Origin of the sequence: Pseudomonas migulae (assembly GCF_043225285.1) — a bacterium.
GTDB classification, from domain to species: domain Bacteria; phylum Pseudomonadota; class Gammaproteobacteria; order Pseudomonadales; family Pseudomonadaceae; genus Aquipseudomonas; species Aquipseudomonas migulae_C.
Map to the genome: position 1 here is coordinate 523,245 of NZ_CP171224.1, position 24,717 is coordinate 547,961.

Here is a 24,717-nt window from a genome sequence, read left to right on the forward strand (position 1 = left end):
CCCGGCGTTTTTTTATGCGTTCGTTTTACTGGCTCAATTTGGCCGCGTGCCGCTGGTGGCGCTCCATGTAGCGCTCCACGTAGGAACACGAAGGAATGACGGTGTAGCCCATTTCCTCGGCGTACTCCAGCGCCTTCTCGGTCAAGGCTGCTGCAATGCCGCGGCCACGCAAGGCATTGGGCACAAACGTGCGATAGATATCCAGGGTCTGTTTTCCCAGATCCATATAGGTCAGGTAGGCACGATGACCGTCCACATTGGTCTCGAACTGATGACCAGCCTGGTCATGGTGGATGGACAACGCCTCACTCATCACTACTCCTCGCGGGTCTTTTATTCTGACCCCTACCTTACCGATGTTTTTCCGGCGAAGGAACATCTACGCCACCCCGTGCCTGAATGGACACCGAGAAGAGCTGCACCGATCTCGCGCAACCGAGCACGTACAAATAGTAGGCACCATTGGCAGAAATGCTCAAGGTACGCTCGTCATCATACGGGGTTGGACCGGTGCTGCTCCGGGTGAAGCAGGGGCGGCTCGACCAAAGATCTGCGGGGGTCGATCGCCTGAACATTGCCGGATGTTGAGACTTAAGACGAGCGCCTTTCTTTTAAGTCACCTCAACTAGGAGAAAGATATGAGAGGCACCGCGCAAATCCCGAACAAAAGTGTAGACGAATCCATATAGGCAGACTTTAGCCTAGACCGGGAAAACAGTCGCAGCAGGCGGGAACTTTTTCGTGCCAACTCGCTCTGCGCGGGCCTTGCAGCTGGATATTTTTTAATCAGATGCAAGTAAAAGTTGCTCGAAAAAGAATCAACGCCTACAATTTTTTTTGCTTCTTGCTTTACGTCAGTTTACTTACGACAAGTAATGGGTAGTATGTACGCCGGCTATTTCCTCACTCTGAGGAGACAGCTACTTAATAGAAAGTCCTTGAAGGGGAACACGATGAACAACGTTCTGAAATTCTCTGCTCTGGCTCTGGCCGCAGTTCTGGCTACCGGTTGCAGCAGCGTATCGAAAGAAACCGAAGCACGTCTGACTGCTACTGAAGACGCAGCTGCTCGCTCCCAGGCTCGTGCAGACGAAGCTTACCGTAAAGCTGATGAAGCTCTGGCTGCTGCTCAAAAAGCACAACAGACTGCTGACGAAGCTAACGAGCGCGCTCTGCGCATGCTGGACAAAGCTAGCCGCAAGTAATAATCCCTCGGGATTGTTATCAAGCCGACCCATTTTTGGGTCGGCTTTTTTATTGCCTGCGTTTTGTATCGGCCATAAAAAAACCCGCCGATGCTGCCTGCACCGGCGGGTTCTGTTCAAGCCTTACTGCAGCGGGTCGAGCGGTGCGCTCGTCACCATCGGCGCGGAGCCGTTCGGCACGCCGATTTCCACTGGCAAGCCGTCTTCAGCGGCGACCACATCACGGACCACGTTCCAGTCCATGCGCAGGTTGTTGGTGATGTCTTCACGCTTGAGCATCGCGTTGATCACCGCCGTGTGCTTGTCGACCACCGACGGGTTGCCCTTGTCGTCCAGCGGCGTGTGCGCCTCCAGGTAAACCTTGCCGCCACTTTTGCCGAACTTGTAGGCGTCGTTGATGATGCGCACCGACGTTCCAACCGGAACCATGGTGGCCATTTCCAGCACGTTGTTGTTGAACATGCGGAAGCAGCCGTGGCTGGTGCGCATGCCGATGCCGAACTTCTTGTTCGAACCGTGGATCAGGTAGCCCGGTGTGCCCAGGGTGAACTTGAACGGCCCCAGCGGGTTGTCCGGACCGGCCGGTACGACGTTTGGCAACGGGTCACCGTCGGCAGCGTGTTCGGCCTTGATCGAGGCTGGCGGGGTCCAGGTCGGGTTCGGCGTCTTGGCGATGATGCTGGTGTGGGCGATTGGCGAACCCCAGCCTTCACGACCGATACCCAGCGGGAAGGTGTAGACCACGTTTCGGCCTTTCGGGAAGTAGTAGAGGCGGTATTCAGCCAGGTTGATGACGATGCCTTCACGCGGGCCCGGTGGCAGGATGAAGCGTGTCGGCAGCACGATCTCGGTGCCGGCGCCCGGCAGCCAGGCATCGACGCCAGGGTTGGCCGCAACCATCTCCGAATAGCCCAGATCGTAGGTGGTGCCAAGGTCGGCGAAGGTGTCTTCGTACTTGGCCTTGATAACCTGGACCTGGCCGATGATGTCTTCACCAGGCGGTGGCAGGGGCAACTCCAATGCGGCTACGGGGCCTGCCATACAAACGGCGGCAAGGGTCAGGCAGCGGGTGACGGCAGGAAAGCGCGGCAACATCCGGAAAATCCTTCGCATGATCGACTAGGGTATAAGAACGGGATTGTACACCGGAGCTCGGGTATACGGGGAGACGCACCGATAGAGCGCGCGTTGATGCTTTTTGAAGGGGTACATATCCATTTCTTCGGTAACGGCGGCTATTGGTTTCGCCCTTACGGCGAGTCACTTGCAAAAGCGGCAAGTAAACAAGCGCTTTTGCCCCTTTCGTTCGGTGCCTCGCCTAGACTCGGCATTCCCTCGCTCCGGTCCTGCTCCGTGGGCCCGCCGCCATCGGCCATCCATGGCCGGGGGCGGCTACCGCGAGATCAAAAGCCAAGGCGAGCTAACGCTCGGCCTGATGAGTGGTGAGAATCAAAAGCGAACGCGATCCCCTGTAGGAGCCAGCTTGCTGGCGAAAAACGTCCAGACACCGCGCTCATCCAGACAACCCGCGTCATCGTTAACGTCCATCGCCAGCAAGCTGGCTCCTACACTTTCGACCGTGTGAACCCGATCCCTTGTAGGAGCCGGCTTGCTGGCGATTACGGTGGGTCAGTCGACACATTTATTGACTGAACGGACGCCATCGTCGGAACGCCGCCCGCAGCAAGCCGGCTCCTACAGGGGATCGGTGTACATATCCGGAATGAGGGAACGCGTACACCAAGAGCCAGGTCGGCTTTAAGGCCGCCTCGGCGGCTGTGGCGGTGGTCGCCCCCTCGAGAGGCCGAGTGGATGTTCTGCGCAGTGGGCAACCCGGCATGGATGCCGGGTTAGCCGCGCACGGCCATGGATGGCCGATGGCGGCGGGCCCACGGAGCAGGACCGGAGCGAGGGCATGCCGAGCCATGGCGAGGCACCGAACGAAAGGGGCAAAAGCGCTTTGGTTACTTTCCGCCGGGCCGCGCAGGCTTTTCGAAAGTGACTCGCCGTAAGGGCGAAACCATTAGCCGCCGTGACCGCAGTAACGGATATGTACACCGTCAAAAAAGGCGATCAAAGCTCAAACCGCAACTCAGGCCAGATCGGCGAAGTACCCCGCTTCTGCGACTCCAGGATCGCCCGGCACAACGAACACAGACGCTGATCCTGAAACACCCGCCGGTCAACGCTCGACCAGCGCGGCTGCGCCGGCAACAGGCTGCCGCACAAGGTTCGATCCGCCGAGCCGCCCAGCTCCAGCTGACGGGTCACCAGATGCACCCGCACTTCCTGGCAGGCGAACAGATCCAGCTGCTCGTCAGGCTCGATCAGTTGATAGGCAAAAAGGGACCAGGCAGGACGCGGCATCGGGGGCTCCAAATCGGGGGCGCCACATTAGCCGAAACGCCGCCACTAGAAAAGCGTCAAAGCAGCGGTTTCAGTGTCGGCCAGACATTTTCCAGCAACTTGTCCTGAGCCCCGGCGGCCGGGTGCAGGCCGTCGGCTTGCATCAGCTCCGGATGCCCGCCCACACCTTCGAGAAAAAACGGCACCAGCGGGATTTTTTTCTCGGTGGCGACGTTGCTGTACACCTCGGCGAAAGCCTTGGTGTAGCGGGCGCCATAGTTAGGTGGCAACTGCATGCCGAGCAACAGGACCTTCGCCCCACTGGCGCGTGAGCTGTCGATCATCGCTGCAAGGTTTTGTTGCAATTGTGTTGGCAGCATTCCACGCAGGCCATCGTTGCCGCCCAACTCGAGGATCACCAGCTCCGGTTTATGCTCTGCAAGCAGCGCCGGCAGGCGTGCCTGGCCTCCCGCACTGGTGTCGCCACTGATGGACGCGTTGACCACCTTATCGTCGAAACCTTCGTGCTTGAGCCGTTGCTCAAGCAGCGACACCCACCCCAGGCGGGTATCCAGTCCGAAACCGGCGCTGATACTATCGCCAACGATCAGGACTGTACCCGCCGCTGCGTTCTGGGCCATGCACATCAAGGCCAGGCCAGCACTCAAAAACCACACTCGCATCGGATTCTCCATGGGCGCAAGCATTCTCACCGCGAAGAACCTCAGCAAAGTGGTTCCCAGCGCGGAAGGTGAACTGACTATCCTGCACGAACTCAGCCTGGAACTGAACAAGGGCGACAGCCTGGCCATCGTTGGCGCCTCCGGTTCCGGCAAATCCACCCTCCTCGGTCTGCTGGCCGGCCTCGACCTGCCGAGCAGCGGCGAAGTCACCCTCGCCGGCCAGGGCCTGAGCAATCTCGATGAAGATCAGCGCGCACGCATTCGCGCCGAGCACGTCGGCTTCGTGTTCCAGTCCTTTCAGTTGCTCGACAGCCTCAACGCCCTGGAAAACGTCATGCTGCCGCTGGAGCTCGATGGCCGCAAAGACGCCCGTGAACGCGCCACCGAGTTGCTGCAACGCGTAGGGCTCGGCCAGCGCCTGACCCACTCGCCACGCCAGCTCTCCGGTGGCGAACAACAACGCGTGGCGATTGCCCGTGCGTTTGCCGCCGAGCCCGATGTGCTGTTCGCCGACGAACCCACCGGCAACCTCGACAGCCACACCGGCGAGCGCATCAGCGACCTGCTGTTCGAACTGAACAAGGAGCGCGGCACGACCCTGGTGCTGGTGACCCACGATGAACGCCTGGCACATCGCTGCCGGCGCCTGATCCGTCTTGAAGCCGGCCTGTTGGTCGCCCCTCTGGAGCCTTGATGGCACGTCTGCCGCTGTTGCGCCTGTTCAGTCTCGCCATCCGCCAACTGCTGCGCGACGCCCGCGCCGGCGAGCTGCGGGTGTTGTTCTTCGCTTTGCTGGTGGCGGTGGCCGCGAGTACCGCCATCGGTTACTTCGGTGCCCGCCTGAATGGCGCCATGATGCTGCGCGCCACCGAATTCCTCGGTGCCGACCTGCTGCTCGAAGGCAGTTCACCGGCGCGGCCGGAACAGATCAAAAGCGGCACCGAGCTGGGTCTCGAACACGCGCAGGTGGTGGAGTTCTCCAGCGTCATCGCCACCGACAACGGCATTCAACTGTCCAGCATCAAGGCCGCCGATGACGTCTACCCGCTGCGCGGCGAGCTGAAAAGCGCCCCTGCGCCCTATGCCGAGGAAGTGCCCGGCGGCGGACCGAAACCCGGCGAAGCCTGGGTCGAAGCTCGACTGCTGACCGCACTCGACCTGAAGATCGGCGACAACATCGACGTTGGCATGCGCACCCTGAAACTGGCGCGCGTACTGACCTACGAACCGGATCGCGCCGGCAATTTCTACAGCCTGACGCCGCGAGTGCTGATCAACCTCAGCGACCTCGCCGCTACGGGTGTGGTGCAACCCGGCAGTCGCGTCAGTTACCGCGAACTCTGGCGCGGCAATGCCGAAGCGCTGGAAACCTATCGCCAACTGATCAAACCCGGCCTGGCTGCCAACCAGCGCATCCAGGACGCCCGCGACGGCAACCGACAGATCGGCGGTGCATTGGGCAAGGCTGAACGCTACTTGAACATGGCCAGCCTGGTGGCGGTGCTGTTGTCCGGCGTCGCGGTGGCGTTGTCGGCGACGCGTTTCGCCACTCGCCGCTTCGATGCCAGCGCATTGTTGCGCTGCCTGGGACTGTCCCGTCGGGAAACCATGGTGCTGTTCAGTTTGCAACTGACCGTGCTTGGGCTGCTGGCCAGCATCAGCGGCGCGTTGATTGGCTGGCTGGCGCAGCTTGGCCTGTTCGCGCTGCTGCATGATTTGCTGCCGACCGACGTGCCGCCGGGCGGCCTGTTTCCAGCCCTTGCCGGGATCGGCACCGGACTGGTGGCGCTGGCTGGTTTCGCCCTGCCGCCCTTGGCTGCATTGGGTCGGGTTCCGCCATTGCGCGTATTGCGCCGCGACATGTTGCCCATTCCGTCCAGCACCTGGATGGTCTACGGCGCAGCGCTGGGTGCGCTTGGCCTGATCATGTGGCGCCTGAGCCTGGACCTGCTGCTGACATTCGCCCTGCTCGGCGGTGGCGTGATGGCTGCGCTGGTGCTGGGCGGTTTGCTGTTGCTGCTATTGAAGAGCCTACGCCGGATGCTCGCGCGCGCTTCCCTGCCATGGCGGCTCGGGCTGGGGCAATTGCTGCGTCATCCACTGGCAGCGGCAGGCCAGTCGCTGGCCTTCGGCCTGATTCTGCTGTCGATGGCATTGATCGCGCTGCTGCGCGGCGAATTGCTCGACACCTGGCAGAATCAGTTGCCGAAAAACGCCCCGAACTATTTCGCACTGAACATCCTGCCGGCGGACAAACAGGCCTTCACCGATCGCTTGATCGAACTGTCGGCACAATCCGCGCCGCTTTATCCGGTGGTGCCGGGGCGGCTGATCAGCATCAACGGCGAGCCGGTGCAGGAAATCGTCAGCAAGGACTCGGCCGGGGATCGCGCCATCCAGCGCGACCTGAGCCTGACCTGGGCGGCGGACCTGCCGGCCGGCAATAAACTCACCTCCGGCAACTGGTGGAGCGAACAGGCGCCGGACGACATTCCCGGCGTGTCGGTGGAAGGCAAAGTCGCCGAGAGCCTGAAGCTCAAACTGGGCGATCACATGGTGTTCACCGTTGGCGGTGTCAACCGTGAAGCGAAAGTCACCAGCTTGCGGGAGATCAACTGGGACAACTTCCAGCCGAACTTCTTCATGATCTTCCAGCCGGGAACCCTGAAGGATCTGCCGGCGACGTACCTGACCAGCTTCTATCTGGCCGCCGGTCATGATCAGCAGATTGTCGACCTGTCCCGCTCCTTCCCGGCGGTGACCATCCTGCAAGTCGAGGCCTTGCTGGAACAATTGCGCAGCATCCTCGCCCAGGTCACTTTGGCGGTGGAATACGTGTTGTTGTTCGTGCTGGCAGCGGGGATGGCTGTTTTGTTCTCAGGCCTGCAAGCCACACTGGACGAACGCATCCGCCAAGGCGCATTGCTGCGAGCGCTAGGGGCCGAGCGGCAGTTGCTGGTCAAGGCACGGCGGATCGAGTTCGGCCTGCTTGGCGCGGTCAGCGGATTGCTGGCGGCGCTGGGTTCGGAGCTGGTGAGCCTGGTGCTTTATCGCTACGCGTTCGACCTGCCGTGGCACCCGCATCCATGGCTGTTGGTGCTGCCATTGATCGGCGCCGTGCTCATCGGCGGCGCCGGTGTGTTCGGCACCCGTCGGGCTTTGAACGCCAGCCCGCTGACAGTGTTGCGCGAGGGTTGATAGACTCCAGCCTTCTCAATCACAAGAAGTTGCCATGAGCCGCTATCGCCCTCCCCGCCCAGCTGGCACCGCGCTGATCACCCCCGAAGGTGAAGCGCGGATGCGGGCCGAGTTTCATGAGCTCTGGCATGTGCGCCGACCGCAAGTGACGCAATCGGTCAGCGAGGCGGCCGCGCAGGGTGATCGCTCCGAGAACGCCGAGTACACCTACGGCAAAAAGATGCTGCGCGAGATCGACAGTCGCGTGCGCTTTCTGACCAAACGCCTGGAAGCACTTAAGGTTGTCAGCGAAAAACCCAGCGATCCGAACAAGGTCTACTTCGGCGCCTGGGTCACCATCGAAGACGAGGACGGCAAGGAGTCGCGTTACCGCATCGTCGGCCCGGATGAACTGGACTTGAAACTGGGCCTGATCAGCATCGACTCACCCCTCGCTCGCGCCCTGATCGGCAAGGCACTGGACGCGGAAGTCCGGGTGCAGACGCCGACCGGCGAGCAGTGTGTTTATATCGTGGCGATCGACTACCCCTAGGCTCAGCGGCGGGTGATCAACCCTTGTCGGGCAACGCGGGTCAGTTGCCTGATCATTTCGGGGGCGTCTTCGACACTCGGAGACTGAATCACTGCGAGGTCGAAACTGTCGCTGGCAAATCGAGCCAGAGACTCACCGTCTTCAACAAACTGGATCAGGAACGCGGCGGGCCCACCGGTGCGACGTGGCCAGCCATCGAGATAACGCAGGAGCGTCGGCTGATGTTTGCCGCCAAGCAGGATTTTTGGATTGCGCTGGGTGAGGTGTGCCGTGATCGGCGCGGGGCGTACAACGGGGCTTAGTGCATTCATCGTGTCGTGTCTCTGCCTCAAAAGTCTGCATGGCAGGTGAGAGGCAACACCGAACCAGCGCTTTAGCGGTATTTCGAAGCCTGTTTAAAGCTTCTATCGGCAACTGAATGAGTCACCTGGCGCCCCGCAAGTAGCTGTTTAAATCGGCGCATGGGCAGCATCCTAGAGAAGCTGACCGGACAGTGTCAAGAATGACGCACAACAAAAAAGGCCCGCGCAATGCGGGCCTTTTCGTTGAGCCAGAGCGATCAACCCGCGATGGCGCGATCCACCGACAGCTTGCCGGCGCCTTCGATCAGCACCGCGATGGTGCCACCGAGCAGGGCCAGGGCGAACTCGTAACCGTTGTTGGCCATGAACAGGCCGTGGCTGATATGCACGGTGAAGATAGCGACCAGCGACAGGAACGCCAGCCCCAGTGCCGCCGGACGGACCAGCAAACCAATGATCAGGGCCAGACCGGCGAAGAACTCGGTACCACCGGCCAATGTGGCCATCAGGTAGCCCGGCGTCAGGCCGATGCTTTCCATGTACTGCGCAGTGCCCGCCAGACCGTAGCCACCGAAGGCGCCGAACAGTTTCTGCGAGCCGTGGGCCGCGAAGATGATGCCGACGAAGATTCGCAGCACAGTCAGGCCGTAGCCAGCGCGAGTAAACAGTACCTTGTTGATCAGTGAGCTCATGTTGTGTCATCCATTCTGGAGTTATGTGTGTTGGTTGGCCGCTATATTAATCAGTAAAACAAATGTTAAAAGCGCAATTTTTCCGCCATAACAATCAGTTTAGTCGATCATTTGCGTGAGACAACTTTCTGCCCCTGGGGCTCCAACGACTCCCGCTCCCTATCGAACGCCAGGTAATACTTGTTCACGCTATTAACATAGCTGACAGGTCCCATTCCCACCTGCTCCATGGCGATGCGTTCGACCTGGAAAAACCACTGGTTTGGATTCAACCCGCGCCGCCGCGCTTCGGCGCGCATACCCTGCACCCGCTCCGGCCCGATGTTGTAGGCCGCCAGCACGAATGCCATGCGCTCGCGCTCGTTGAGTTTGGGGCTGGCAAAAAACTTGCGGCGGATCATCGCCAGGTACTTGGCGCCGGCCTGCACATTGGCGTCAAGGTCCTGGATGTTACTGACCCCTACCCGCTGCGCCGCCGACGGCGTGATCTGCATCAGCCCGGTCGGGCCGCTGCCGCTGCGGGCGTTGGGCTGCAAGGCAGATTCCTTGAACGCCAGTGCCGCGAGGTTCAGCCAGTCCATGCCTTGTGCATCGGCGTGCTTCTGCAACACCGGCCGAAGTTTTTCCAGGCGCTGGCGATCGTTCTTGGCCAGTGGGTAATGCACTTGATAGAGACGTCGATAAATACGCAGGAACGCCGCGTCCTGATCCGAAGGCTTTTTGTAACCGGTCAGGAAGCGATCGATGCTCGCCCGCAGCATCGCGGCATCGCGACGCACGAACCAGAACTCTTCGCCCGGTTCGCTGACGAGCACCTGCCGATCGAAGCGCAGCTTGGGCAGGATCTTGCCCCAGCGCTCGGCAATGGGTTGCTCGACGATGGTCAGGTGAAAGATCCCGCCCTGAACCATCTCCAGCACGTCTTCCACCGCCAGGCTCGGGTCGACCCATTCGATCTTCACCGGCGCCAGTTTGTGCAGGGCCAGTTTTTGATTGATCTGGCTGATGGCATCCCCGGCGGCGCTGCCGGTGGGCAATGCCAGGGTTTTACCGGAGAGTTGTTCGAGGTGCGTGTAGCGTTTCTCGCCTTTGATCCCGACCAGCACCAGCGGGATATTGCTGGCGATCGGCTCGCTGGTACTGACGGCGAAACCCGGTTGCAAGTCGAGCAATTCCCCCGGCGCAACCAGATCGCCCTCCCCGCGCTGCAATGCGCCGAGCAGTTGATCCTTGGCTCTGGGAATGATCTTGAGGGTGACTTCCTGACCGTCGCGGGCATGACCGTTGAGGTATTGCTCGAAGGCGCGCAGCCGATGGTATTCGACGCCGATGGCCTGGCCCTGGACTTCGCCGGAGCTGTTGCGGCTCTGGTTGACCAGCACCCGCAGCACACGGCTGCTGCGGATTTCCTGCAGATCGCGCACCTTGGCCGCCGGTACGGCTTGCAGTGGGCCGGCCAGACGCGCAACCGCCGGCATCGGCAGCAGCAACGAACCACACAGCAGTAACAAAATCGAGGGACGTGTCATCCACTCTCCGGAAAGAATACTGGGCCGATTTCAAAGAATTTTGAGAAATCGAACGACAGAAACAGAGCGCCTTGAGCGCTGGCAAAGTGCGAAAGACTGGCACAGTGATGGCACGCTGACCACCCCGGCTTGCCTCGCGGCATCAAAAGACAGCTTTAACTCGTTGTAGTTCTTGGCTTTTCTTATAAATCTACAGCTCTGATATGCTTTCCGGCCTTTGGTCCGAGGTAGCACCATGCAACTCATCGATATCGGCGTCAACCTGACCAACCCCAGTTTTGCCGACAAACACCAGGCTGTACTCGACCGCGCGTATGCCGCCGGGGTCTGCCAATTGGTGTTGACCGGTACCAGTGTCGAAGGCAGTGAACAGGCGCTGGAGCTGTGCCAGCAACTGGACGAAACCGCGCAGCGCTTGTTCGCCACCGCCGGCATTCACCCGCATTCGGCCAGCGACTGGAACGCCGACAGCGACCGGCGTCTGCGCAGTTTGCTCAAGGAGCCGAATGTGGTGGCCGTGGGTGAATGCGGGCTGGACTTCAATCGCGATTTCTCGCCGCGCCCGCAGCAGGAAAAAGTCCTCGAAGAACATCTGGCGATGGCGGTCGACCTGCAACTGCCGGTGTTCCTCCACGAACGCGACGCCAGCCAGCGCTTGCTGGAAATCCTTCGGGACTATCGGGATCAGTTGCCCGCCGCCGTGGTGCATTGCTTTACCGGCGAAAAGAAAGCGCTGTTCAGCTACCTCGACCTGGACCTGCACATCGGCATCACCGGCTGGATCTGCGACGAGCGTCGCGGCACGCATTTGCATCCGCTGGTGAAAGAGATCAAGCGCGGGCGATTGATGCTGGAGAGCGATGCGCCGTACCTGCTGCCGCGCAGCTTGCGACCAAAACCGAAAAATGGTCGCAACGAACCGGCGTACCTGACTGAAGTCCTGCGGGAAGTGGCGTTGCATCGTGGGGAGAGCGAGGAAGACCTGGCAGCCCATAGCACCGCGTGCGCGCGGGCCTTTTACGGACTGCCGACGATCGACTGAAACCCGATCTACTGTAGGAGCGAGCCTGCTCGCGATGGACGTCAACGATAACGCGTGTTTACTGGATAAAACGCGGTGTTCATTAGTCCATCGCGAGCAGGCTCGCTCCTACAGTGGGGTAACACTCAGTGGTTGCTGCGCATCATTTCCTTCGGCACATACTTGCCGATCTCGAACTTGCCGATCGCCGCGCGGTGCACTTCGTCCGGGCCGTCGGCCAGGCGCAGGGTGCGCTGCATCGCATACATGTAGGCCAGCGGGAAATCGTTGGAAACCCCGGCCCCGCCATGGATCTGGATCGCCCGGTCGATGACGCGCAACGCGACGTTCGGCGCGACCACCTTGATCTGCGCGATCTCGCTCTTCGCCACTTTGTTGCCGACGGTGTCCATCATGTACGCCGCTTTCAGGGTCAGCAGGCGGGCCATGTCGATCTCCATCCGTGAGTCGGCGATCTTGTCGATGTTGCCGCCCAGACGCGCCAATGGCTTGCCGAACGCCGTACGGTTCACCGAACGCTTGCACATCAGCTCCAGCGCGCGCTCGGCCATGCCGATCGAACGCATGCAGTGGTGAATCCGGCCCGGGCCAAGGCGACCTTGAGCGATTTCAAAGCCACGCCCTTCACCCAACAGGACGTTTTCGTACGGCACCCGCACGTTTTCAAACAGCACTTCGGCGTGACCGTGCGGCGCGTCGTCGTAACCGAACACCGGCAGCGGACGGACGATTTTCACGCCAGGGGTGTCCACCGGCACCAAAATCATTGAGTGCTGTGCATGACGCGGCGCATCGGGGTTGCTCAGGCCCATGAAGATCAGGATCTTGCAGCGCGGATCGCAGGCACCCGACGTCCACCATTTCTTGCCGTTGATCACCCACTCGTCACCGTCACGCACAGCGCGGGCGGCCATGTTGGTGGCGTCGGAGGACGCCACGTCCGGCTCGGTCATGGCGAACGCCGAGCGGATCTCGCCACGCAGCAACGGTTCGAGCCAGCGTTGTTTCTGTTCTTCGTTGGCGTAACGCACCAGTACTTCCATGTTGCCGGTGTCCGGCGCCGAGCAGTTGAACGGCTCCGGGCCGAGCAAGGAGCGGCCCATGATTTCTGCCAATGGCGCGTATTCGAGGTTGGTCAGGCCGGCACCGAGTTCGGACTCAGGCAGAAACAAATTCCACAGGCCTTCGGCCTTGGCCTTGAGCTTGAGTTCTTCCATGATCGCCGTCGGCTGCCAGCGGTCGCCCTCAGCAACCTGGCGCTCGAACACGGCTTCGGCGGGATAAACGTAGGTGTCCATGAACGCGGTCACGCGCTCACGCAGTTCTTGCACCTTGGGCGAATAAGCGAAATCCATGAGCAGCTACCTTCTTGGGGGAGGTTGTTTAGGTCATGAAATCGATGCTAGATCAGCTACGAAAATTTACCTAGCCTATTCTCGGCGTGTATTAACATTCATCACCGATATATGATCGGCTGATTGCCAGGGCCTTCGGCCTGATCAAAAAAGCCCAACAATAAGAGTGCAGCGCAATGAATCTGAGCAAGGTCGACCTCAACCTTTTCATCGTCTTCGACGCGATCTACACCGAAGCCAACCTGACCCGCGCCGGGCAGATTGTCGGCATTACTCAGCCTGCGGTTTCAAACGCTCTGGCCCGCCTGCGCGAGACGTTCAACGATCCGTTGTTCGTGCGCACCGCCCAGGGCATGGTGCCGACGCCGATGGCACAGAACATCATCGGGCCGGTACGCAACGCGCTTTCTCTGTTGCGCGTGTCGGTCCAGGAAAGCCGCATCTTCAACCCGTTGCAGGCGGTCAAGACGTACCGCATCAGCATGACCGACCTCACCGAAGCGGTGATCCTGCCGCCGCTGTTCCAGCGCCTGCGCCGTCTGGCGCCGACGGTGATCATCGAGAGTTTCCTGTCCAAGCGCCGGGAGACCACCAAGGAGCTGGCGGCCGGACGTCTCGACTTTGCCGTGGATGCGCCGCTCAACACCGACCCGCAGGTGCGTCACGTCAAGTTGATGGAAGACCGCTACGTGTGTGCGATGCGCAGGGGCCACCCGCTGGCGGCCAAGGAAAAATTCACCCTCGACGATTACCTGTCGCTGACCCACATCCATATTTCCAGCCGCCGCAGCGGGCTCGGCCATGTCGATCTGGCCCTGGGCAAGATGGGCATCCAGCGCAAGATTGCCCTGCGCTCGCAGCATTACCTGATGGCCTCGCAGGTTTTGCAGCAGACCGACATGGTCATGACCGTGCCCGAGCGTTTTGCCCGGCGTAATGATTTGCATGCTTTCAGCTTGCCGGTGAACGACGTGCCGCCGGTGGAAACCCACCTTTACTGGCACGAAAGCACCGACCAGGACCCGGCCAACCGTTGGATGCGCGAGCAGATGATCGAGTTGTGCCAGCAGGTGACGGCGCATGAGAAGAAGCTCGATAAGGTGTAAGCGTTGCACCGCGTCATCGTTCTTCGCGGGCAAGCCCGCTCCCACAGGCCTTTGGGTGAACACAATATTTGTGAATGATAGAAATCTCTGTGGGAGCGGGCTTGCCCGCGAAGGGGCCGGTAGCAACACCACACATCCACGCCCCTTGACGTAAACGTCAACCTGCCATTAGCTTAGCGCCATGACCTTTTTCGAGCGCGCCCATGAGCAGCCAGACCTACAGCATTTCCGACCTTGCCCGCGAACTCGACATCACCACGCGGGCCATTCGCTTTTATGAAGAGCAAGGCCTGCTCAGCCCTGAGCGTCGAGGCCAGGAACGCATCTATTCGCCTCGCGACAAAGTCAGCCTCAAGCTGATCCTGCGGGGCAAGCGCATCGGTTTTTCCCTGGCCGAATGCCGCGAACTGATCGAACTCTACGACCCCACCGGCGGCAACCAGAAACAGCTGCAGACCATGCTCAACAAAATCGCCGAACGCCGCGAACAGCTGGAACAGCAGATGCTCGACATCGAACAGATGAAGCTGGAACTGGATACGGCGCAGGAGCGCTGCACCCAGGCGCTGGAGCAAACGATGAAAAGCCAGCCGGTCCTGTAGGAGCGAGCTTGCTCGCGAAAATCGCCAACGATGACGCGTTTACATGCCATACCTCAGCGGCAGATAGATTTTCGCGAGCAAGCTCGCTCCTACACGGTTTCTCGACATTCAGACAATCAGCACAGGTCGATTCCCATGTCCCTCCCCTCCCACGTACGCCTGGTCGAAGTCGGCCCCCGCGATGGTCTGCAGAACGAAGCACAACCCATCAGCGTCACCGACAAGGTGCAATTGGTCGATGCGCTGACCGTCGCCGGTCTTGGCTATATAGAAGTCGGCAGTTTCGTCTCGCCCAAATGGGTGCCGCAAATGGCCGGTTCCGCCGACGTCTTCGCGAAGATCCAGCGTAAACCGGGCGTGACCTATGGCGCCCTCGCCCCCAACCTGCGCGGCTTCGAGGATGCGATCGCCGCCGGGGTCACGGAAGTCGCGGTGTTCGCCGCGGCGTCGGAGTCGTTTTCCCAGCGCAACATCAACTGCTCGATCAGCGAAAGCCTGGAGCGTTTCGCACCGATCATGGACGCCGCCAGGAAACACGGCGTTACCGTGCGCGGTTACGTGTCCTGCGTGCTGGGTTGCCCTTACGAAGGTCAGGTGGCGCCGGCACAGGTCGCCCGGGTCGCCCGCGAGCTCTATGCGATGGGCTGCTACGAGATTTCCCTGGGTGACACCATCGGCACCGGCACGGCGGGTGCAACGCGCAGGATGTTTGACGTGGTGTCGGCCGAGGTGCCGCGGGAAAAACTCGCCGGGCACTTCCACGACACCTACGGCCAGGCCATGGCCAACATCTATGCCAGCCTGCTGGAAGGCATCGCGGTGTTTGACAGCTCCATCGCCGGCCTTGGCGGCTGCCCGTACGCCAAGGGCGCCAGCGGTAACGTCGCCACTGAAGACGTGGTTTATCTGTTGAACGGTCTGGGTATCGACACCGGCATTGACCTGGACGCGTTGATCCTCGCCGGCCAGCAGATTTGTACGGTACTGGGCCGTCCGACCGGTTCGCGCGTGGCCAAGGCGCGCAGCGCACAGTGAATGTGTCGGGGTGTTACCGCTGTGGGCTGGAATGTGGGCGCAAGCGAGTAACACGGAAACAAATTGTCGGGTTTTGCCTGAGTGAAAAATCCGACAAAAACCTAAATCATTGATTTACAAAGGTTTTAAAAAGTTGGCACGGCTTCTGCTATCTCTATGGCATAACAAGAATAAAAAGCAGCAAACCAATAAAAATAAGACGAAACGACTCTGACATAACAAGAACAACACGGCAGAGACGCAGCTAACAGATTTTTTTGGAGAAGGTGTGCTTTTCAGGGTGCTTTTCGGAGTAACCCGCAACCGGGCAGAGAACAATAAAACTACCTTCAGGTAGCTCCCGAACTGGTTGGATCGCTCAGCGAAAAAGTAGATCAGCGCTCAAAAAAATACGTTTGCTCTTGATCCCGGATGGGGATCGACAAAAACAGCGGTAAAGGGTCACGGTTGCTAAAAACAAAAACAGACCGCCCCTCAATAATAAAAAAAGAGCACGCGCAACGACAAATTAAAGGGGAGCTTCGGCTCCCCTTTGTGCTTTCTGCGATTCAGGTTTTCACCATCGCCCCTGTGGGAGCCAGCCTGCTGGCGATTGCGGTGGTTCAGACATAAGTATGTTGACTGACACTCCGCTATCGCCAGCAGGCTGGCTCCCCCAAGGGGAAATTTGTCACGCCTTGTTTATGCGCAACTCCTCGATACTGATCTCGCGCATCCGGAATTTCTGGATCTTGCCGGTCACCGTCATCGGAAACTCCTCTACAAACTTGAAGTAACGCGGCGTCTTGAAGTGCGCAATGCGTTCCTTGCACCAGACTTGCAGCTCCTGCTCGGTGGCGCTGTGGCCCGGGTGGAACTTGATCCAGGCGACGATCTCTTCGCCATAGCGCGAACACGGAATGCCGATCACTTGCACGTCCGCCACCGCCGGGTGCGTGAAGAAGAACTCTTCCAGCTCCCGCGGGTAAATATTCTCACCACCACGGATGATCATGTCCTTGTTGCGACCGGCAATGCACACGTAGCCTTCGTCGTTCATGCTGGCCAGGTCGCCGGTGTGCATCCAGCCGGCCTGGTCGATGGCTTCGGCGGTGCCGTCGGGGTTGTTCCAGTAACCGAGCATCACGCTGTAACCCCGAGTGCACAGCTCGCCAATGGTGCCGCGCGGCACCAGGTTGTCCGCTTCGTCGATGATTTTGCTTTCCAGTTGCGGCTGGGTGCGGCCGACGGTGGTTACGCGCAATTCCAGTTCGTCTGACGGACCGGTCTGCAAAGACACCGGGCTGGTTTCCGTCATGCCGTAGGCAATCTGCACTTCGCTCATGTGCATGTCGCTGATGACCCGACGCATCACTTCGATCGGACAGGTCGCACCGGCCATGATCCCGGTGCGCAACGTCGACAGGTCGAACTCGGTGCGCTGCGGATGATCGAGCATGGCGATGAACATGGTCGGCACGCCATAGAGCGCGGTGGCGCTCTCTTCAGCGACGGTGGTCAGGGTCAGCAGCGGATCGAAGGCATCGTTGGGGTAGATCATGGTGCTGCCGTGGGTGACGCAGCCGAGATTGCCCATGACCATGCCGAAGCAGTGATACAGCGGCACCGGGATCACCAGCCGGTCATTGGCGGTCAGGCCGAGGCTTTCGCCCACCATGTAACCGTTGTTGAGAATGTTGTAGTGGCTGAGGGTCGCGCCCTTCGGAAAACCGGTGGTACCGGAGGTGTACTGGATGTTCACCGGTTGGTCGAAATGCAGGCTGTCACCCCGCTCGCGCAACTGCTCGGCGGACACACCCGCGGCGAGATCGCTCAGTTGCGACCACGGCAGAAAACCTGACGGCGGCTGCGCATCGAGGCTGATCACACCGCGCAAGTCCGGCAGGCGGTCACTTTGCAACTGGCCGATGGATTGCTCCGCCAGTTCAGGCACCAGACCCTGGAGCATGCCGTGGTAGTTGGAGGTCTTGAACGCTCCAGCGCAGACCAGCCATTGGCAGCCCGACTGCTTCAACACGTATTCGAGTTCCGAGCTGCGATACGCCGGATTGATGTTGACCAGGATCACACCGATCTTGGCGCTGGCGAACTGGCTGATGCACCACTCGGCGCAATTCGGTGCCCAGATGCCGAGACGGTCGCCCGCCTGCAAACCCAGCGCCAGCAGCGCTTTGGCCTGCAGGTCCACCGCATCGGCCAGTTGCTGCCAGGTGTAGCGCAACTGCTGATGGCGCACGACCAGCGCCTCTCCCGTCGGGTACTGCGCGACGGTGTTATCGAACGCCTGACCGATGGTCATCGCCAGCAAGGCTTTGTCCTGTGAACCACGGGTATAGCTGCGCTGCGGGCTTGCACTGGGTTGATCCATGACGACCCCTATTGTCTTTATTTATGGGCTGCTCGCGGTGCCCTTGTGGGAGCGAGCCTGCTCGCGAAGAGGTCGTCACATTCAACATTACTGCTAACTGATCCGACGCTATCGCGAGCAGGCTCGCTCCCACAAATTCCATCCGCGTTCTATCTTGAACTGGCCCTACTGTCGCTCAAGTTGACGTTAACGTAAAGGGTGATTGACAGCCATTCGTCACAGGCTTACGTTAACGTAAAGGTGAGAGCTGAATCGTTGCCCTCCCCACCCGACAAAAAAGCCAAAAGGTGACCCATGAGCTACCCATCCCTGAATTTTGCCCTCGGTGAAACCATCGACATGCTGCGCGATCAGGTTCAGTCCTTTGTCGCCAAAGAGATCGCCCCGCGCGCTGCTCAGATCGACATCGACAACCTGTTCCCCGCCGACCTGTGGCGCAAATTCGGCGACATGGGCCTGCTCGGCATCACCGTTCCGGAAGAGTACGGCGGTGCCGGCCTGGGTTACCTGGCGCACGTGGTGGCGATGGAAGAAATCAGCCGCGGTTCGGCATCGGTCGCCCTGTCCTACGGCGCGCACTCCAACCTGTGCGTGAACCAGATCAACCGCAACGGCAATCACGAACAGAAAAGCAAATACCTGCCGAAGCTGATCAGCGGAGAGCACATCGGCGCCCTGGCCATGAGCGAACCGAATGCCGGTTCCGACGTGGTGTCGATGAAATTGCGCGCGGATAAGCGCGGCGATCATTACGTTCTCAATGGCAGCAAAACCTGGATCACTAACGGCCCGGACGCCAACACGTATGTGATCTACGCCAAGACCGACCTGGAAAAAGGCCCCCATGGCATCACCGCGTTCATCGTCGAGCGCGACTGGAAGGGCTTCAGCCGCAGCAACAAGTTCGACAAGCTCGGCATGCGCGGCTCCAACACCTGCGAACTGTTTTTCGATGACGTCGAAGTGCCGCAAGAAAACATCCTCGGCGTACTCAACGGCGGCGTGAAAGTGCTGATGAGCGGCCTCGACTACGAGCGTGTTGTCCTGTCGGGCGGCCCGACCGGGATCATGCAGGCCTGCATGGACTTGATCGTGCCGTACATCCACGACCGCAAGCAGTTCGGCCAAAGCATCGGCGAGTTCCAGCTGATCCAGGGCAAAGTCGCCGACATGTACACCCAGCTCAACGCCAGTCGTGCCTACCTGTATGCCGTGGCTCAAGCCTGCGAGCGTGGCGAAACCACGCGCAAGGACGCTGCTGGCGTGATCCTCTACAGCGCCGAACGCGCCACGCAAATGGCCCTCGACGCGATCCAGATTCTCGGCGGCAACGGCTACATCAACGAATTCCCGGCGGGTCGTCTGCTGCGTGACGCCAAGCTGTACGAAATCGGCGCCGGCACCAGTGAGATCCGTCGCATGCTGATCGGTCGCGAACTGTTCAACGAAACCCGCTGAATCGGAGCTGTCCATGGCTATCCTGCATACCCAGCTCAACCCCCGTTCGGCGGAGTTCGCGAGCAACAGCGCGGCAATGCTCAAACAGGTCGACGCCCTGCACACCCTGCTCGCGCAAGTGCAGCAAGGTGGCGGCCCGAAGGCGCAAGAGCGCCACACATCACGCGGCAAATTGCTGCCCCGTGAGCGGATCAATCGCTTGCTCGACCCGGGTTCGCCGTTTCTCGAGATCAGCCAACTGGCGGCTTACGAGGTGTATGGCGAAGACGTGCCGGCCGCCGGCGTGATCGCCGGGATCGGTCGCGTGGAAGGCGTCGAGTGCATGATCGTGGCGAACGATGCCACGGTGAAAGGCGGTTCCTACTACCCGCTGACCGTGAAAAAGCACCTGCGCGCCCAGACCATCGCCCAACAGAACCGTTTGCCCTGCATTTACCTGGTGGACTCCGGCGGCGCCAACCTGCCGCGTCAGGATGAAGTGTTTCCGGACCGCGAGCATTTCGGGCGGATCTTCTTCAACCAGGCCAACATGAGCGCCATGGGCATCCCGCAGATCGCCGTGGTCATGGGCTCCTGCACCGCCGGTGGTGCCTACGTGCCGGCGATGGCGGACGAAGCGATCATGGTCCGCGAACAGGCAACCATTTTCCTCGCCGGCCCGCCGCTGGTGAAAGCCGCGACCGGTGAAGTGGTCAGCGCCGAAGACCTGGGCGGTGCCGATGTGCACTGCAAGATTTCCGGGGTCGCCGACCACTACGCCGAGAGCGATGAACACGCCCTGGCGATTGCCCGACGCAGCATCGCCAACCTCAACTGGCGCAAGCTCGGCGAAGTGCAGCAGCGCACGCCCATTGCTCCGCTCTACAACAGCGACGAGTTGTACGGTGTGGTCTCGGCCGATGCCAAGCAGCCGTTCGACGTGCGCGAAGTGATTGCGCGACTGGTCGACGGTTCAGTGTTCGACGAATTCAAGGCGCTGTTCGGGACTACGCTGGTGTGCGGTTTTGCCTACCTGCACGGTTACCCGATCGCGATCCTCGCCAACAACGGCATCCTCTTCGCCGAAGCCGCGCAGAAAGGCGCGCACTTCATCGAACTGGCCTGCCAGCGCGGCATTCCTTTGCTGTTCCTGCAAAACATCACTGGTTTCATGGTCGGCCAGAAATACGAAGCCGGCGGCATCGCCAAGCATGGCGCGAAGCTGGTGACCGCCGTGGCGTGCGCCAAGGTGCCGAAATTCACCGTGATCATCGGCGGCAGCTTTGGTGCGGGTAACTACGGCATGTGCGGTCGGGCTTACGATCCACGCTTTCTGTGGATGTGGCCGAACGCGCGCATCGGCGTGATGGGCGCCGAACAGGCCGCTGGTGTTCTGGTGCAGGTCAAGCGTGAGCAGGCCGAGCGCAGTGGCCAGGGTTTCAGCGCCGAGCAGGAAGCCGAGATCAAGCAGCCGATCCTCGACCAGTACGAAGAGCAGGGTCATCCCTACTATTCCAGCGCACGGCTGTGGGACGACGGTGTCATCGACCCGGCGCAGACCCGCGACGTGTTGGCCCTGGCCTTGTCCGCGTCGTTGAACGCGCCAATCGAACCGAGCCGCTTCGGCGTGTTCCGGATGTGATCCTGCTGTAGGAGCGAGCTTGCTCGCGATGAATGAAAGGGCGGCGCGTTCAACCAGAAAAAACGCGTCATCGTTAACGTCCATCGCGAGCAGGCTCGCTCCTACAAGTACCGTGGAGACGGACGAAAATGAGCGACTTCAACACCCTCGAGCTGCAGACCGACCCGCGGGGCTTCGCCACCCTGTGGCTCAGCCGCGAAGAAAAGAACAACGCGTTCAACGCCGAGATGATCCGCGAACTGATCCTCGCGCTGGACAAGGTATCGACCGATGCCAGCCTGCGTTTCTTGCTGGTGCGCGGACGGGGCAAGCATTTCAGCGCCGGCGCCGACCTGGCCTGGATGCAGCAATCGGCCGAACTCGATTACCACACCAACCTCGACGACGCCCGGGAACTGGCGGAGTTGATGTACAACCTCGCCAAGCTGAAAATCCCGACCCTGGCCGTGGTGCAAGGCGCCGCGTTCGGTGGCGCGTTGGGCCTGATCAGTTGCTGCGACATGGCCATTGGCGCCGATGACGCGCAGTTCTGCCTGTCGGAAGTGCGCATCGGCCTCGCGCCAGCGGTGATCAGCCCGTTCGTGGTGCAAGCCATCGGTGAACGTGCGGCACGCCGCTATGCGCTGACGGCCGAGCGATTCGGTGGCCAGCGGGCAAGGGAAATCGGCCTGCTGTCGGAGAGCTACCCGATCAATGAGCTGGAGCAGAAAGTCGAGCAATGGATCGACAACCTGCTGCTCAACAGCCCGGCCGCCATGCGCGTCAGCAAAGACTTGTTCCGTGAAGTCGGCAACGGTGCGCTGACACCGGCGTTGCGCCGCTACACCGAAAACGCCATCGCGCGAATTCGCGTCAGCCCCGAAGGCCAGGAAGGCCTGCGCGCCTTTCTGCAAAAACGTCCGCCGAGCTGGCAGGCCGAAATCACCCCCAAGGAGCCACGTTGATGAGCGCACCTGTCATTACCTCTCTGCTGGTGGCCAACCGCGGCGAAATCGCTTGCCGGGTGATGCGCACCGCCAAGGCCCTGGGCCTGACCACCGTGGCCGTGCACAGCGCCACCGACCGTGACGCCCGGCACAGCCGCGAAGCGGACATCCGCGTCGACCTCGGCGGCAGCAAAGCCGCCGACAGTTACCTGCAGATCGACAAACTGATCGCGGCCGCCAAGGCCAGTGGCGCCCAGGCTATTCACCCTGGCTATGGTTTTCTCTCCGAGAACGCCGGGTTCGCCCGCGCCATCGAAGAAGCCGGCCTGATCTTCCTCGGCCCGCCCGCCTCCGCCATCGATGCCATGGGCAGCAAGTCCGCAGCCAAAGCCTTGATGGAAACCGCAGGCGTGCCGCTGGTGCCCGGTTATCACGGCGAAGCTCAAGACCTCGATACCTTCCGCGATGCCTGCGAACGCATCGGCTATCCGGTGCTGCTCAAGGCCACGGCCGGTGGCGGCGGCAAAGGCATGAAAGTGGTCGAGGACGTCAGCCAGCTGGCCGAAGCCCTGGCCTCGGCCCAGCGTGAAGCGCAATCCTCGTTCGGCGATTCGCGGATGCTGGTCGAGAAATACCTGCTGAAGCCGCGTCACGTGGAAATCCAGGTCTTCGCCGACCAGCACGGCAATTGCCTGTACCTCAACGAACGGGATTGCTCGATTCAGCGTCGGCACCAGAAGGTTGTCGAGGAAGCGCCCGCCCCAGGCTTGAGCGCGGAATTGCGTCGAGCCATGGGCGAAGCCGCTGTGCGTTCGGCGCAGGCCATCGGTTATGTCGGCGCCGGCACTGTGGAATTCCTGCTGGATGCGCGCGGGGAGTTCTTCTTCATGGAGATGAACACGCGCCTGCAAGTCGAACACCCGGTCACCGAAGCCATCACCGGTCTCGATCTGGTGGCCTGGCAGATTCGCGTGGCGCGCGGCGAAGCGCTGCCGATGACCCAGGACCAGGTGCCGCTGATCGGCCATGCGATTGAAGTGCGGTTGTACGCGGAAGATCCGGGCAACGATTTCCTGCCGGCCACCGGGCGTCTGGAGTTGTATCGCGAATCGGCTGAAGGCCCGGGCCGTCGGGTCGACAGCGGTGTTGAAGAAGGTGACGAGATTTCGCCGTTCTACGATCCGATGCTCGGCAAGCTGATTGCCTGGGGCGAGGACCGCGAGCAGGCGCGCCTGCGCTTGTTGAGCATGCTCGATGAGTTCGCGATTGGTGGGCTCAAGACCAATATCAACTTCCTGCGCCGAATCGTGGGGCATCCGGCATTCGCGGCGGCGGAACTGGATACCGGTTTTATTCCGCGTTATCAGGAGCAACTGCTGCCGGAACCCGCCGAGCTCAGCAATGAGTTCTGGCAAGCGGCCGCACAGGCGTTCGCCCAAAGCCAGCCGAACACAACCCGCACTGACGACCTGAGTTCACCTTGGGGAATCGGCAATGGATTCCGTGCCGGGCTGCCGAAGGAAATCACCCTTCACTTGAGCTGCGAAGGCCAGGATCGGGCGCTGACGCTCGGCGACAACCGCTCGGCGCAACTCAAGGGCGAGCAACTGTCGACCGAGCACAACGGCGTGCGCCGCCAGCATCGGGCCATCCGCCGCGACGGCTTCGTGTACCTGCAATGGGAAGGTGAACTGCGCCGCATCGAGGCCTACGATCCGATCAGCGCGGTCGAGGCCAGCCACAGCCATCAAGGCGGACTCACCGCGCCCATGAATGGCAGCATCGTGCGGGTGTTGGTGGAGGCCGGGCAAACGGTCGAGGCCGGCGCGCAACTGGTGGTGCTGGAAGCGATGAAGATGGAGCACAGCATTCGTGCACCACACGCCGGCGTGATCAAGGCGCTGTATTGCCAGGAAGGCGAAATGGTCAGCGAAGGCAGTGCGCTGGTCGAACTGGAAGAAGCCTGAAATGCAGACCGGTCCTACGCCATGCGGGGACCGGTCTGATCAGAACCTGGCCGTTGCCTGAACGACCACACCGATGATTCGGCACGCATCGGTGTAAAGGGCTTTCGGATACGTCGGATTGAGCGGGACCAGGTAACGCTGCCCGCCCTCTTCGATCAATTTGCGAAACGTTGCCTCGGCGCTGTCCGGCCACTGGGCGATCACCAGTTTTCCGGGTTCCGGCACAATGGCCGGGTCCACCAGGATCATCATGCCCTCGGCGATACTGACGCCACTCGGCGCCGTCATCGCATCGCCCACCACCCGCAACCAGAACGCCGCGCCCTGAGCGTGGTAATCCGTCAGTTCGAATTGCGCCTTGTCATACACCGTCGGTTCGCCGTCGCGCACTTCGCAGGATTCTCGCCAGTCGCTGACCGGGTAACGGAAGTACGGGTTGTACTTTCGCACCAGGTCCTGGCTGTCCTCCGCCACTGCGTCCGGCTCACGAATCACCAGCGCGACTTCGAGAAAATCCATGCCCAGCGCGTGCAGCACCCGATTCATGTCATCGATGCCCGGCTGGCGTCGCTTGTTCAGCCAATGGCCGATACCGCCCTGGGACATCCCGAGGCGCTCGGCGAGTATCTCTTGAGTGACGTTGAGTTCACTCATCTTGGCCTTGACCAATTCAATCCATTTTTCCATGTGCGGCACGATACGCGGGCGTCTCCGGCCATCAAAACACAAATTGTAGTATTTAATTACTCG

The 24,717-nt window shown here is 60.8% G+C and carries 23 protein-coding genes; 13 read left to right on the forward strand and 10 right to left on the reverse strand.

Features of this window, described 5'->3' with window-relative positions; genetic code table 11:
• Window positions 1-25 precede the first annotated feature (25 nt).
• Window positions 26-313, reverse strand: a complete 288-nt coding sequence (locus ACF6ZU_RS02515; RefSeq protein ID WP_008057026.1) for a GNAT family N-acetyltransferase — start codon at window positions 311-313, stop codon at window positions 26-28.
• 640 nt (window positions 314-953) lie between these two features.
• On the opposite strand from ACF6ZU_RS02515, the gene oprI reads away from it, so the two are divergent.
• Window positions 954-1,205, forward strand: coding sequence for an outer membrane lipoprotei OprI (oprI, locus tag ACF6ZU_RS02520; protein WP_002553018.1), 252 nt, complete (start codon window positions 954-956; stop codon window positions 1,203-1,205).
• 123 nt (window positions 1,206-1,328) lie between these two features.
• On the opposite strand, the gene ACF6ZU_RS02525 is transcribed toward oprI, so the two are convergent.
• The 3 genes from ACF6ZU_RS02525 to ACF6ZU_RS02535 form a co-directional block, all read right to left on the reverse strand.
• Complete coding sequence (locus tag ACF6ZU_RS02525) at window positions 1,329-2,300, reverse strand: L,D-transpeptidase family protein (protein WP_392890359.1); 972 nt, start codon at window positions 2,298-2,300, stop codon at window positions 1,329-1,331.
• A 978-nt stretch (window positions 2,301-3,278) separates the two neighbouring features.
• On the reverse strand, window positions 3,279-3,572 hold the full coding sequence (locus ACF6ZU_RS02530; RefSeq protein WP_003226812.1) for a hypothetical protein: 294 nt from the start codon (window positions 3,570-3,572) through the stop codon (window positions 3,279-3,281).
• A 56-nt stretch (window positions 3,573-3,628) separates the two neighbouring features.
• Window positions 3,629-4,234 (reverse strand): arylesterase, encoded by a 606-nt coding sequence (locus ACF6ZU_RS02535; protein WP_392890360.1) that lies wholly within the window; start codon window positions 4,232-4,234, stop codon window positions 3,629-3,631.
• 10 nt (window positions 4,235-4,244) lie between these two features.
• On the opposite strand from ACF6ZU_RS02535, the gene ACF6ZU_RS02540 reads away from it, so the two are divergent.
• From ACF6ZU_RS02540 to greB, 3 genes are read left to right on the forward strand one after another with little or no spacing between them, the layout of a single operon-like run.
• A complete protein-coding gene (locus ACF6ZU_RS02540) occupies window positions 4,245-4,928 on the forward strand; it encodes an ABC transporter ATP-binding protein (RefSeq protein WP_007939984.1) in 684 nt (227 codons plus the stop codon).
• Window positions 4,928-7,432 carry an ABC transporter permease gene (locus tag ACF6ZU_RS02545; RefSeq protein ID WP_392890361.1) on the forward strand — a complete coding sequence of 835 codons (2,505 nt, stop codon included), beginning with the start codon at window positions 4,928-4,930 and terminating at the stop codon, window positions 7,430-7,432. The genes ACF6ZU_RS02540 and ACF6ZU_RS02545 overlap by 1 nt, the downstream gene beginning before the upstream one ends.
• A gap of 34 nt (window positions 7,433-7,466) precedes the next feature.
• Complete coding sequence (greB, locus tag ACF6ZU_RS02550) at window positions 7,467-7,964, forward strand: transcription elongation factor GreB (protein ID WP_392890362.1); 498 nt, start codon at window positions 7,467-7,469, stop codon at window positions 7,962-7,964.
• A 2-nt stretch (window positions 7,965-7,966) separates the two neighbouring features.
• Here the strand turns inward: greB and ACF6ZU_RS02555 are convergent, their stop codons facing one another.
• The 3 genes from ACF6ZU_RS02555 to ACF6ZU_RS02565 all read right to left on the reverse strand — a co-directional run bounded on the left by ACF6ZU_RS02555 (window position 7,967) and on the right by ACF6ZU_RS02565 (window position 10,487).
• Window positions 7,967-8,275 carry a class I SAM-dependent methyltransferase gene (locus ACF6ZU_RS02555; protein WP_392890363.1) on the reverse strand — a complete coding sequence of 103 codons (309 nt, stop codon included), beginning with the start codon at window positions 8,273-8,275 and terminating at the stop codon, window positions 7,967-7,969.
• A 248-nt stretch (window positions 8,276-8,523) separates the two neighbouring features.
• Window positions 8,524-8,958 carry a DoxX family protein gene (locus tag ACF6ZU_RS02560; RefSeq protein ID WP_392890364.1) on the reverse strand — a complete coding sequence of 145 codons (435 nt, stop codon included), beginning with the start codon at window positions 8,956-8,958 and terminating at the stop codon, window positions 8,524-8,526.
• A 107-nt stretch (window positions 8,959-9,065) separates the two neighbouring features.
• Entirely contained in the window at window positions 9,066-10,487 is a 1,422-nt protein-coding gene (locus ACF6ZU_RS02565) for a transglycosylase SLT domain-containing protein (protein WP_392890365.1), read from the reverse strand.
• A 235-nt stretch (window positions 10,488-10,722) separates the two neighbouring features.
• Between ACF6ZU_RS02565 and ACF6ZU_RS02570 the strand changes: the two genes are divergently transcribed.
• The gene (locus tag ACF6ZU_RS02570; RefSeq protein WP_392890366.1) at window positions 10,723-11,529 is read left to right on the forward strand and encodes a TatD family hydrolase; all 807 of its coding nucleotides are present in this window, start codon (window positions 10,723-10,725) and stop codon (window positions 11,527-11,529) included.
• A gap of 125 nt (window positions 11,530-11,654) precedes the next feature.
• Here the strand turns inward: ACF6ZU_RS02570 and ACF6ZU_RS02575 are convergent, their stop codons facing one another.
• Window positions 11,655-12,884: an acyl-CoA dehydrogenase gene (locus ACF6ZU_RS02575; RefSeq protein WP_392890367.1), complete on the reverse strand. Its 1,230-nt coding sequence runs from the start codon at window positions 12,882-12,884 to the stop codon at window positions 11,655-11,657.
• Window positions 12,885-13,060: 176 nt separating this feature from the next.
• Here ACF6ZU_RS02575 and ACF6ZU_RS02580 point away from each other — a divergent pair, with 176 nt between their 5' ends.
• The 4 genes from ACF6ZU_RS02580 (at window position 13,061) to ACF6ZU_RS02595 (ending at window position 16,239) form a co-directional block, all read left to right on the forward strand.
• Complete coding sequence (locus tag ACF6ZU_RS02580; protein WP_392890368.1) at window positions 13,061-13,990, forward strand: LysR family transcriptional regulator; 930 nt, start codon at window positions 13,061-13,063, stop codon at window positions 13,988-13,990.
• A 203-nt stretch (window positions 13,991-14,193) separates the two neighbouring features.
• Window positions 14,194-14,592 (forward strand): MerR family DNA-binding transcriptional regulator, encoded by a 399-nt coding sequence (locus ACF6ZU_RS02585; RefSeq protein WP_150631041.1) that lies wholly within the window; start codon window positions 14,194-14,196, stop codon window positions 14,590-14,592.
• Between the two features lie 135 nt (window positions 14,593-14,727).
• Window positions 14,728-15,627 (forward strand): hydroxymethylglutaryl-CoA lyase, encoded by a 900-nt coding sequence (locus ACF6ZU_RS02590; protein WP_392890369.1) that lies wholly within the window; start codon window positions 14,728-14,730, stop codon window positions 15,625-15,627.
• A 411-nt stretch (window positions 15,628-16,038) separates the two neighbouring features.
• The gene (locus ACF6ZU_RS02595) at window positions 16,039-16,239 is read left to right on the forward strand and encodes a hypothetical protein (protein ID WP_392890370.1); all 201 of its coding nucleotides are present in this window, start codon (window positions 16,039-16,041) and stop codon (window positions 16,237-16,239) included.
• Between the two features lie 58 nt (window positions 16,240-16,297).
• Here ACF6ZU_RS02595 and ACF6ZU_RS02600 read toward each other — a convergent pair whose 3' ends face one another.
• Window positions 16,298-17,995 (reverse strand): AMP-binding protein, encoded by a 1,698-nt coding sequence (locus ACF6ZU_RS02600; protein ID WP_392890371.1) that lies wholly within the window; start codon window positions 17,993-17,995, stop codon window positions 16,298-16,300.
• Between the two features lie 294 nt (window positions 17,996-18,289).
• On the opposite strand from ACF6ZU_RS02600, the gene ACF6ZU_RS02605 reads away from it, so the two are divergent.
• The 4 genes from ACF6ZU_RS02605 to ACF6ZU_RS02620 all read left to right on the forward strand — a co-directional run bounded on the left by ACF6ZU_RS02605 (window position 18,290) and on the right by ACF6ZU_RS02620 (window position 23,967).
• Window positions 18,290-19,453, forward strand: a complete 1,164-nt coding sequence (locus ACF6ZU_RS02605) for an isovaleryl-CoA dehydrogenase (RefSeq protein ID WP_060543519.1) — start codon at window positions 18,290-18,292, stop codon at window positions 19,451-19,453.
• A gap of 13 nt (window positions 19,454-19,466) precedes the next feature.
• Window positions 19,467-21,074 (forward strand): carboxyl transferase domain-containing protein, encoded by a 1,608-nt coding sequence (locus ACF6ZU_RS02610; protein WP_392890372.1) that lies wholly within the window; start codon window positions 19,467-19,469, stop codon window positions 21,072-21,074.
• A 128-nt stretch (window positions 21,075-21,202) separates the two neighbouring features.
• A complete protein-coding gene (locus ACF6ZU_RS02615) occupies window positions 21,203-22,018 on the forward strand; it encodes a gamma-carboxygeranoyl-CoA hydratase (protein ID WP_392890373.1) in 816 nt (271 codons plus the stop codon).
• A complete protein-coding gene (locus ACF6ZU_RS02620; protein WP_392890374.1) occupies window positions 22,018-23,967 on the forward strand; it encodes an acetyl/propionyl/methylcrotonyl-CoA carboxylase subunit alpha in 1,950 nt (649 codons plus the stop codon). Before ACF6ZU_RS02615 ends, ACF6ZU_RS02620 begins: the two co-directional genes overlap by 1 nt.
• Window positions 23,968-24,006: 39 nt before the next feature.
• Here the strand turns inward: ACF6ZU_RS02620 and ACF6ZU_RS02625 are convergent, their stop codons facing one another.
• Window positions 24,007-24,654, reverse strand: coding sequence for a LexA family protein (locus tag ACF6ZU_RS02625; protein WP_392890375.1), 648 nt, complete (start codon window positions 24,652-24,654; stop codon window positions 24,007-24,009).
• Window positions 24,655-24,717 lie beyond the last annotated feature (63 nt).

Coding starts and splice junctions, on each gene's coding strand:
- ACF6ZU_RS02515 (WP_008057026.1), bottom strand. CDS start 313: ATGAGTGAGGCGTTGTCCATCCACCATGACCAGGCTGGTCATCAGTTC.
- oprI (WP_002553018.1), top strand. CDS start 954: ATGAACAACGTTCTGAAATTCTCTGCTCTGGCTCTGGCCGCAGTTCTG.
- ACF6ZU_RS02525 (WP_392890359.1), bottom strand. CDS start 2,300: ATGTTGCCGCGCTTTCCTGCCGTCACCCGCTGCCTGACCCTTGCCGCC.
- ACF6ZU_RS02530 (WP_003226812.1), bottom strand. CDS start 3,572: ATGCCGCGTCCTGCCTGGTCCCTTTTTGCCTATCAACTGATCGAGCCT.
- ACF6ZU_RS02535 (WP_392890360.1), bottom strand. CDS start 4,234: ATGCGAGTGTGGTTTTTGAGTGCTGGCCTGGCCTTGATGTGCATGGCC.
- ACF6ZU_RS02540 (WP_007939984.1), top strand. CDS start 4,245: ATGGGCGCAAGCATTCTCACCGCGAAGAACCTCAGCAAAGTGGTTCCC.
- ACF6ZU_RS02545 (WP_392890361.1), top strand. CDS start 4,928: ATGGCACGTCTGCCGCTGTTGCGCCTGTTCAGTCTCGCCATCCGCCAA.
- greB (WP_392890362.1), top strand. CDS start 7,467: ATGAGCCGCTATCGCCCTCCCCGCCCAGCTGGCACCGCGCTGATCACC.
- ACF6ZU_RS02555 (WP_392890363.1), bottom strand. CDS start 8,275: ATGAATGCACTAAGCCCCGTTGTACGCCCCGCGCCGATCACGGCACAC.
- ACF6ZU_RS02560 (WP_392890364.1), bottom strand. CDS start 8,958: ATGAGCTCACTGATCAACAAGGTACTGTTTACTCGCGCTGGCTACGGC.
- ACF6ZU_RS02565 (WP_392890365.1), bottom strand. CDS start 10,487: ATGACACGTCCCTCGATTTTGTTACTGCTGTGTGGTTCGTTGCTGCTG.
- ACF6ZU_RS02570 (WP_392890366.1), top strand. CDS start 10,723: ATGCAACTCATCGATATCGGCGTCAACCTGACCAACCCCAGTTTTGCC.
- ACF6ZU_RS02575 (WP_392890367.1), bottom strand. CDS start 12,884: ATGGATTTCGCTTATTCGCCCAAGGTGCAAGAACTGCGTGAGCGCGTG.
- ACF6ZU_RS02580 (WP_392890368.1), top strand. CDS start 13,061: ATGAATCTGAGCAAGGTCGACCTCAACCTTTTCATCGTCTTCGACGCG.
- ACF6ZU_RS02585 (WP_150631041.1), top strand. CDS start 14,194: ATGAGCAGCCAGACCTACAGCATTTCCGACCTTGCCCGCGAACTCGAC.
- ACF6ZU_RS02590 (WP_392890369.1), top strand. CDS start 14,728: ATGTCCCTCCCCTCCCACGTACGCCTGGTCGAAGTCGGCCCCCGCGAT.
- ACF6ZU_RS02595 (WP_392890370.1), top strand. CDS start 16,039: ATGGGGATCGACAAAAACAGCGGTAAAGGGTCACGGTTGCTAAAAACA.
- ACF6ZU_RS02600 (WP_392890371.1), bottom strand. CDS start 17,995: ATGGATCAACCCAGTGCAAGCCCGCAGCGCAGCTATACCCGTGGTTCA.
- ACF6ZU_RS02605 (WP_060543519.1), top strand. CDS start 18,290: ATGAGCTACCCATCCCTGAATTTTGCCCTCGGTGAAACCATCGACATG.
- ACF6ZU_RS02610 (WP_392890372.1), top strand. CDS start 19,467: ATGGCTATCCTGCATACCCAGCTCAACCCCCGTTCGGCGGAGTTCGCG.
- ACF6ZU_RS02615 (WP_392890373.1), top strand. CDS start 21,203: ATGAGCGACTTCAACACCCTCGAGCTGCAGACCGACCCGCGGGGCTTC.
- ACF6ZU_RS02620 (WP_392890374.1), top strand. CDS start 22,018: ATGAGCGCACCTGTCATTACCTCTCTGCTGGTGGCCAACCGCGGCGAA.
- ACF6ZU_RS02625 (WP_392890375.1), bottom strand. CDS start 24,654: ATGGAAAAATGGATTGAATTGGTCAAGGCCAAGATGAGTGAACTCAAC.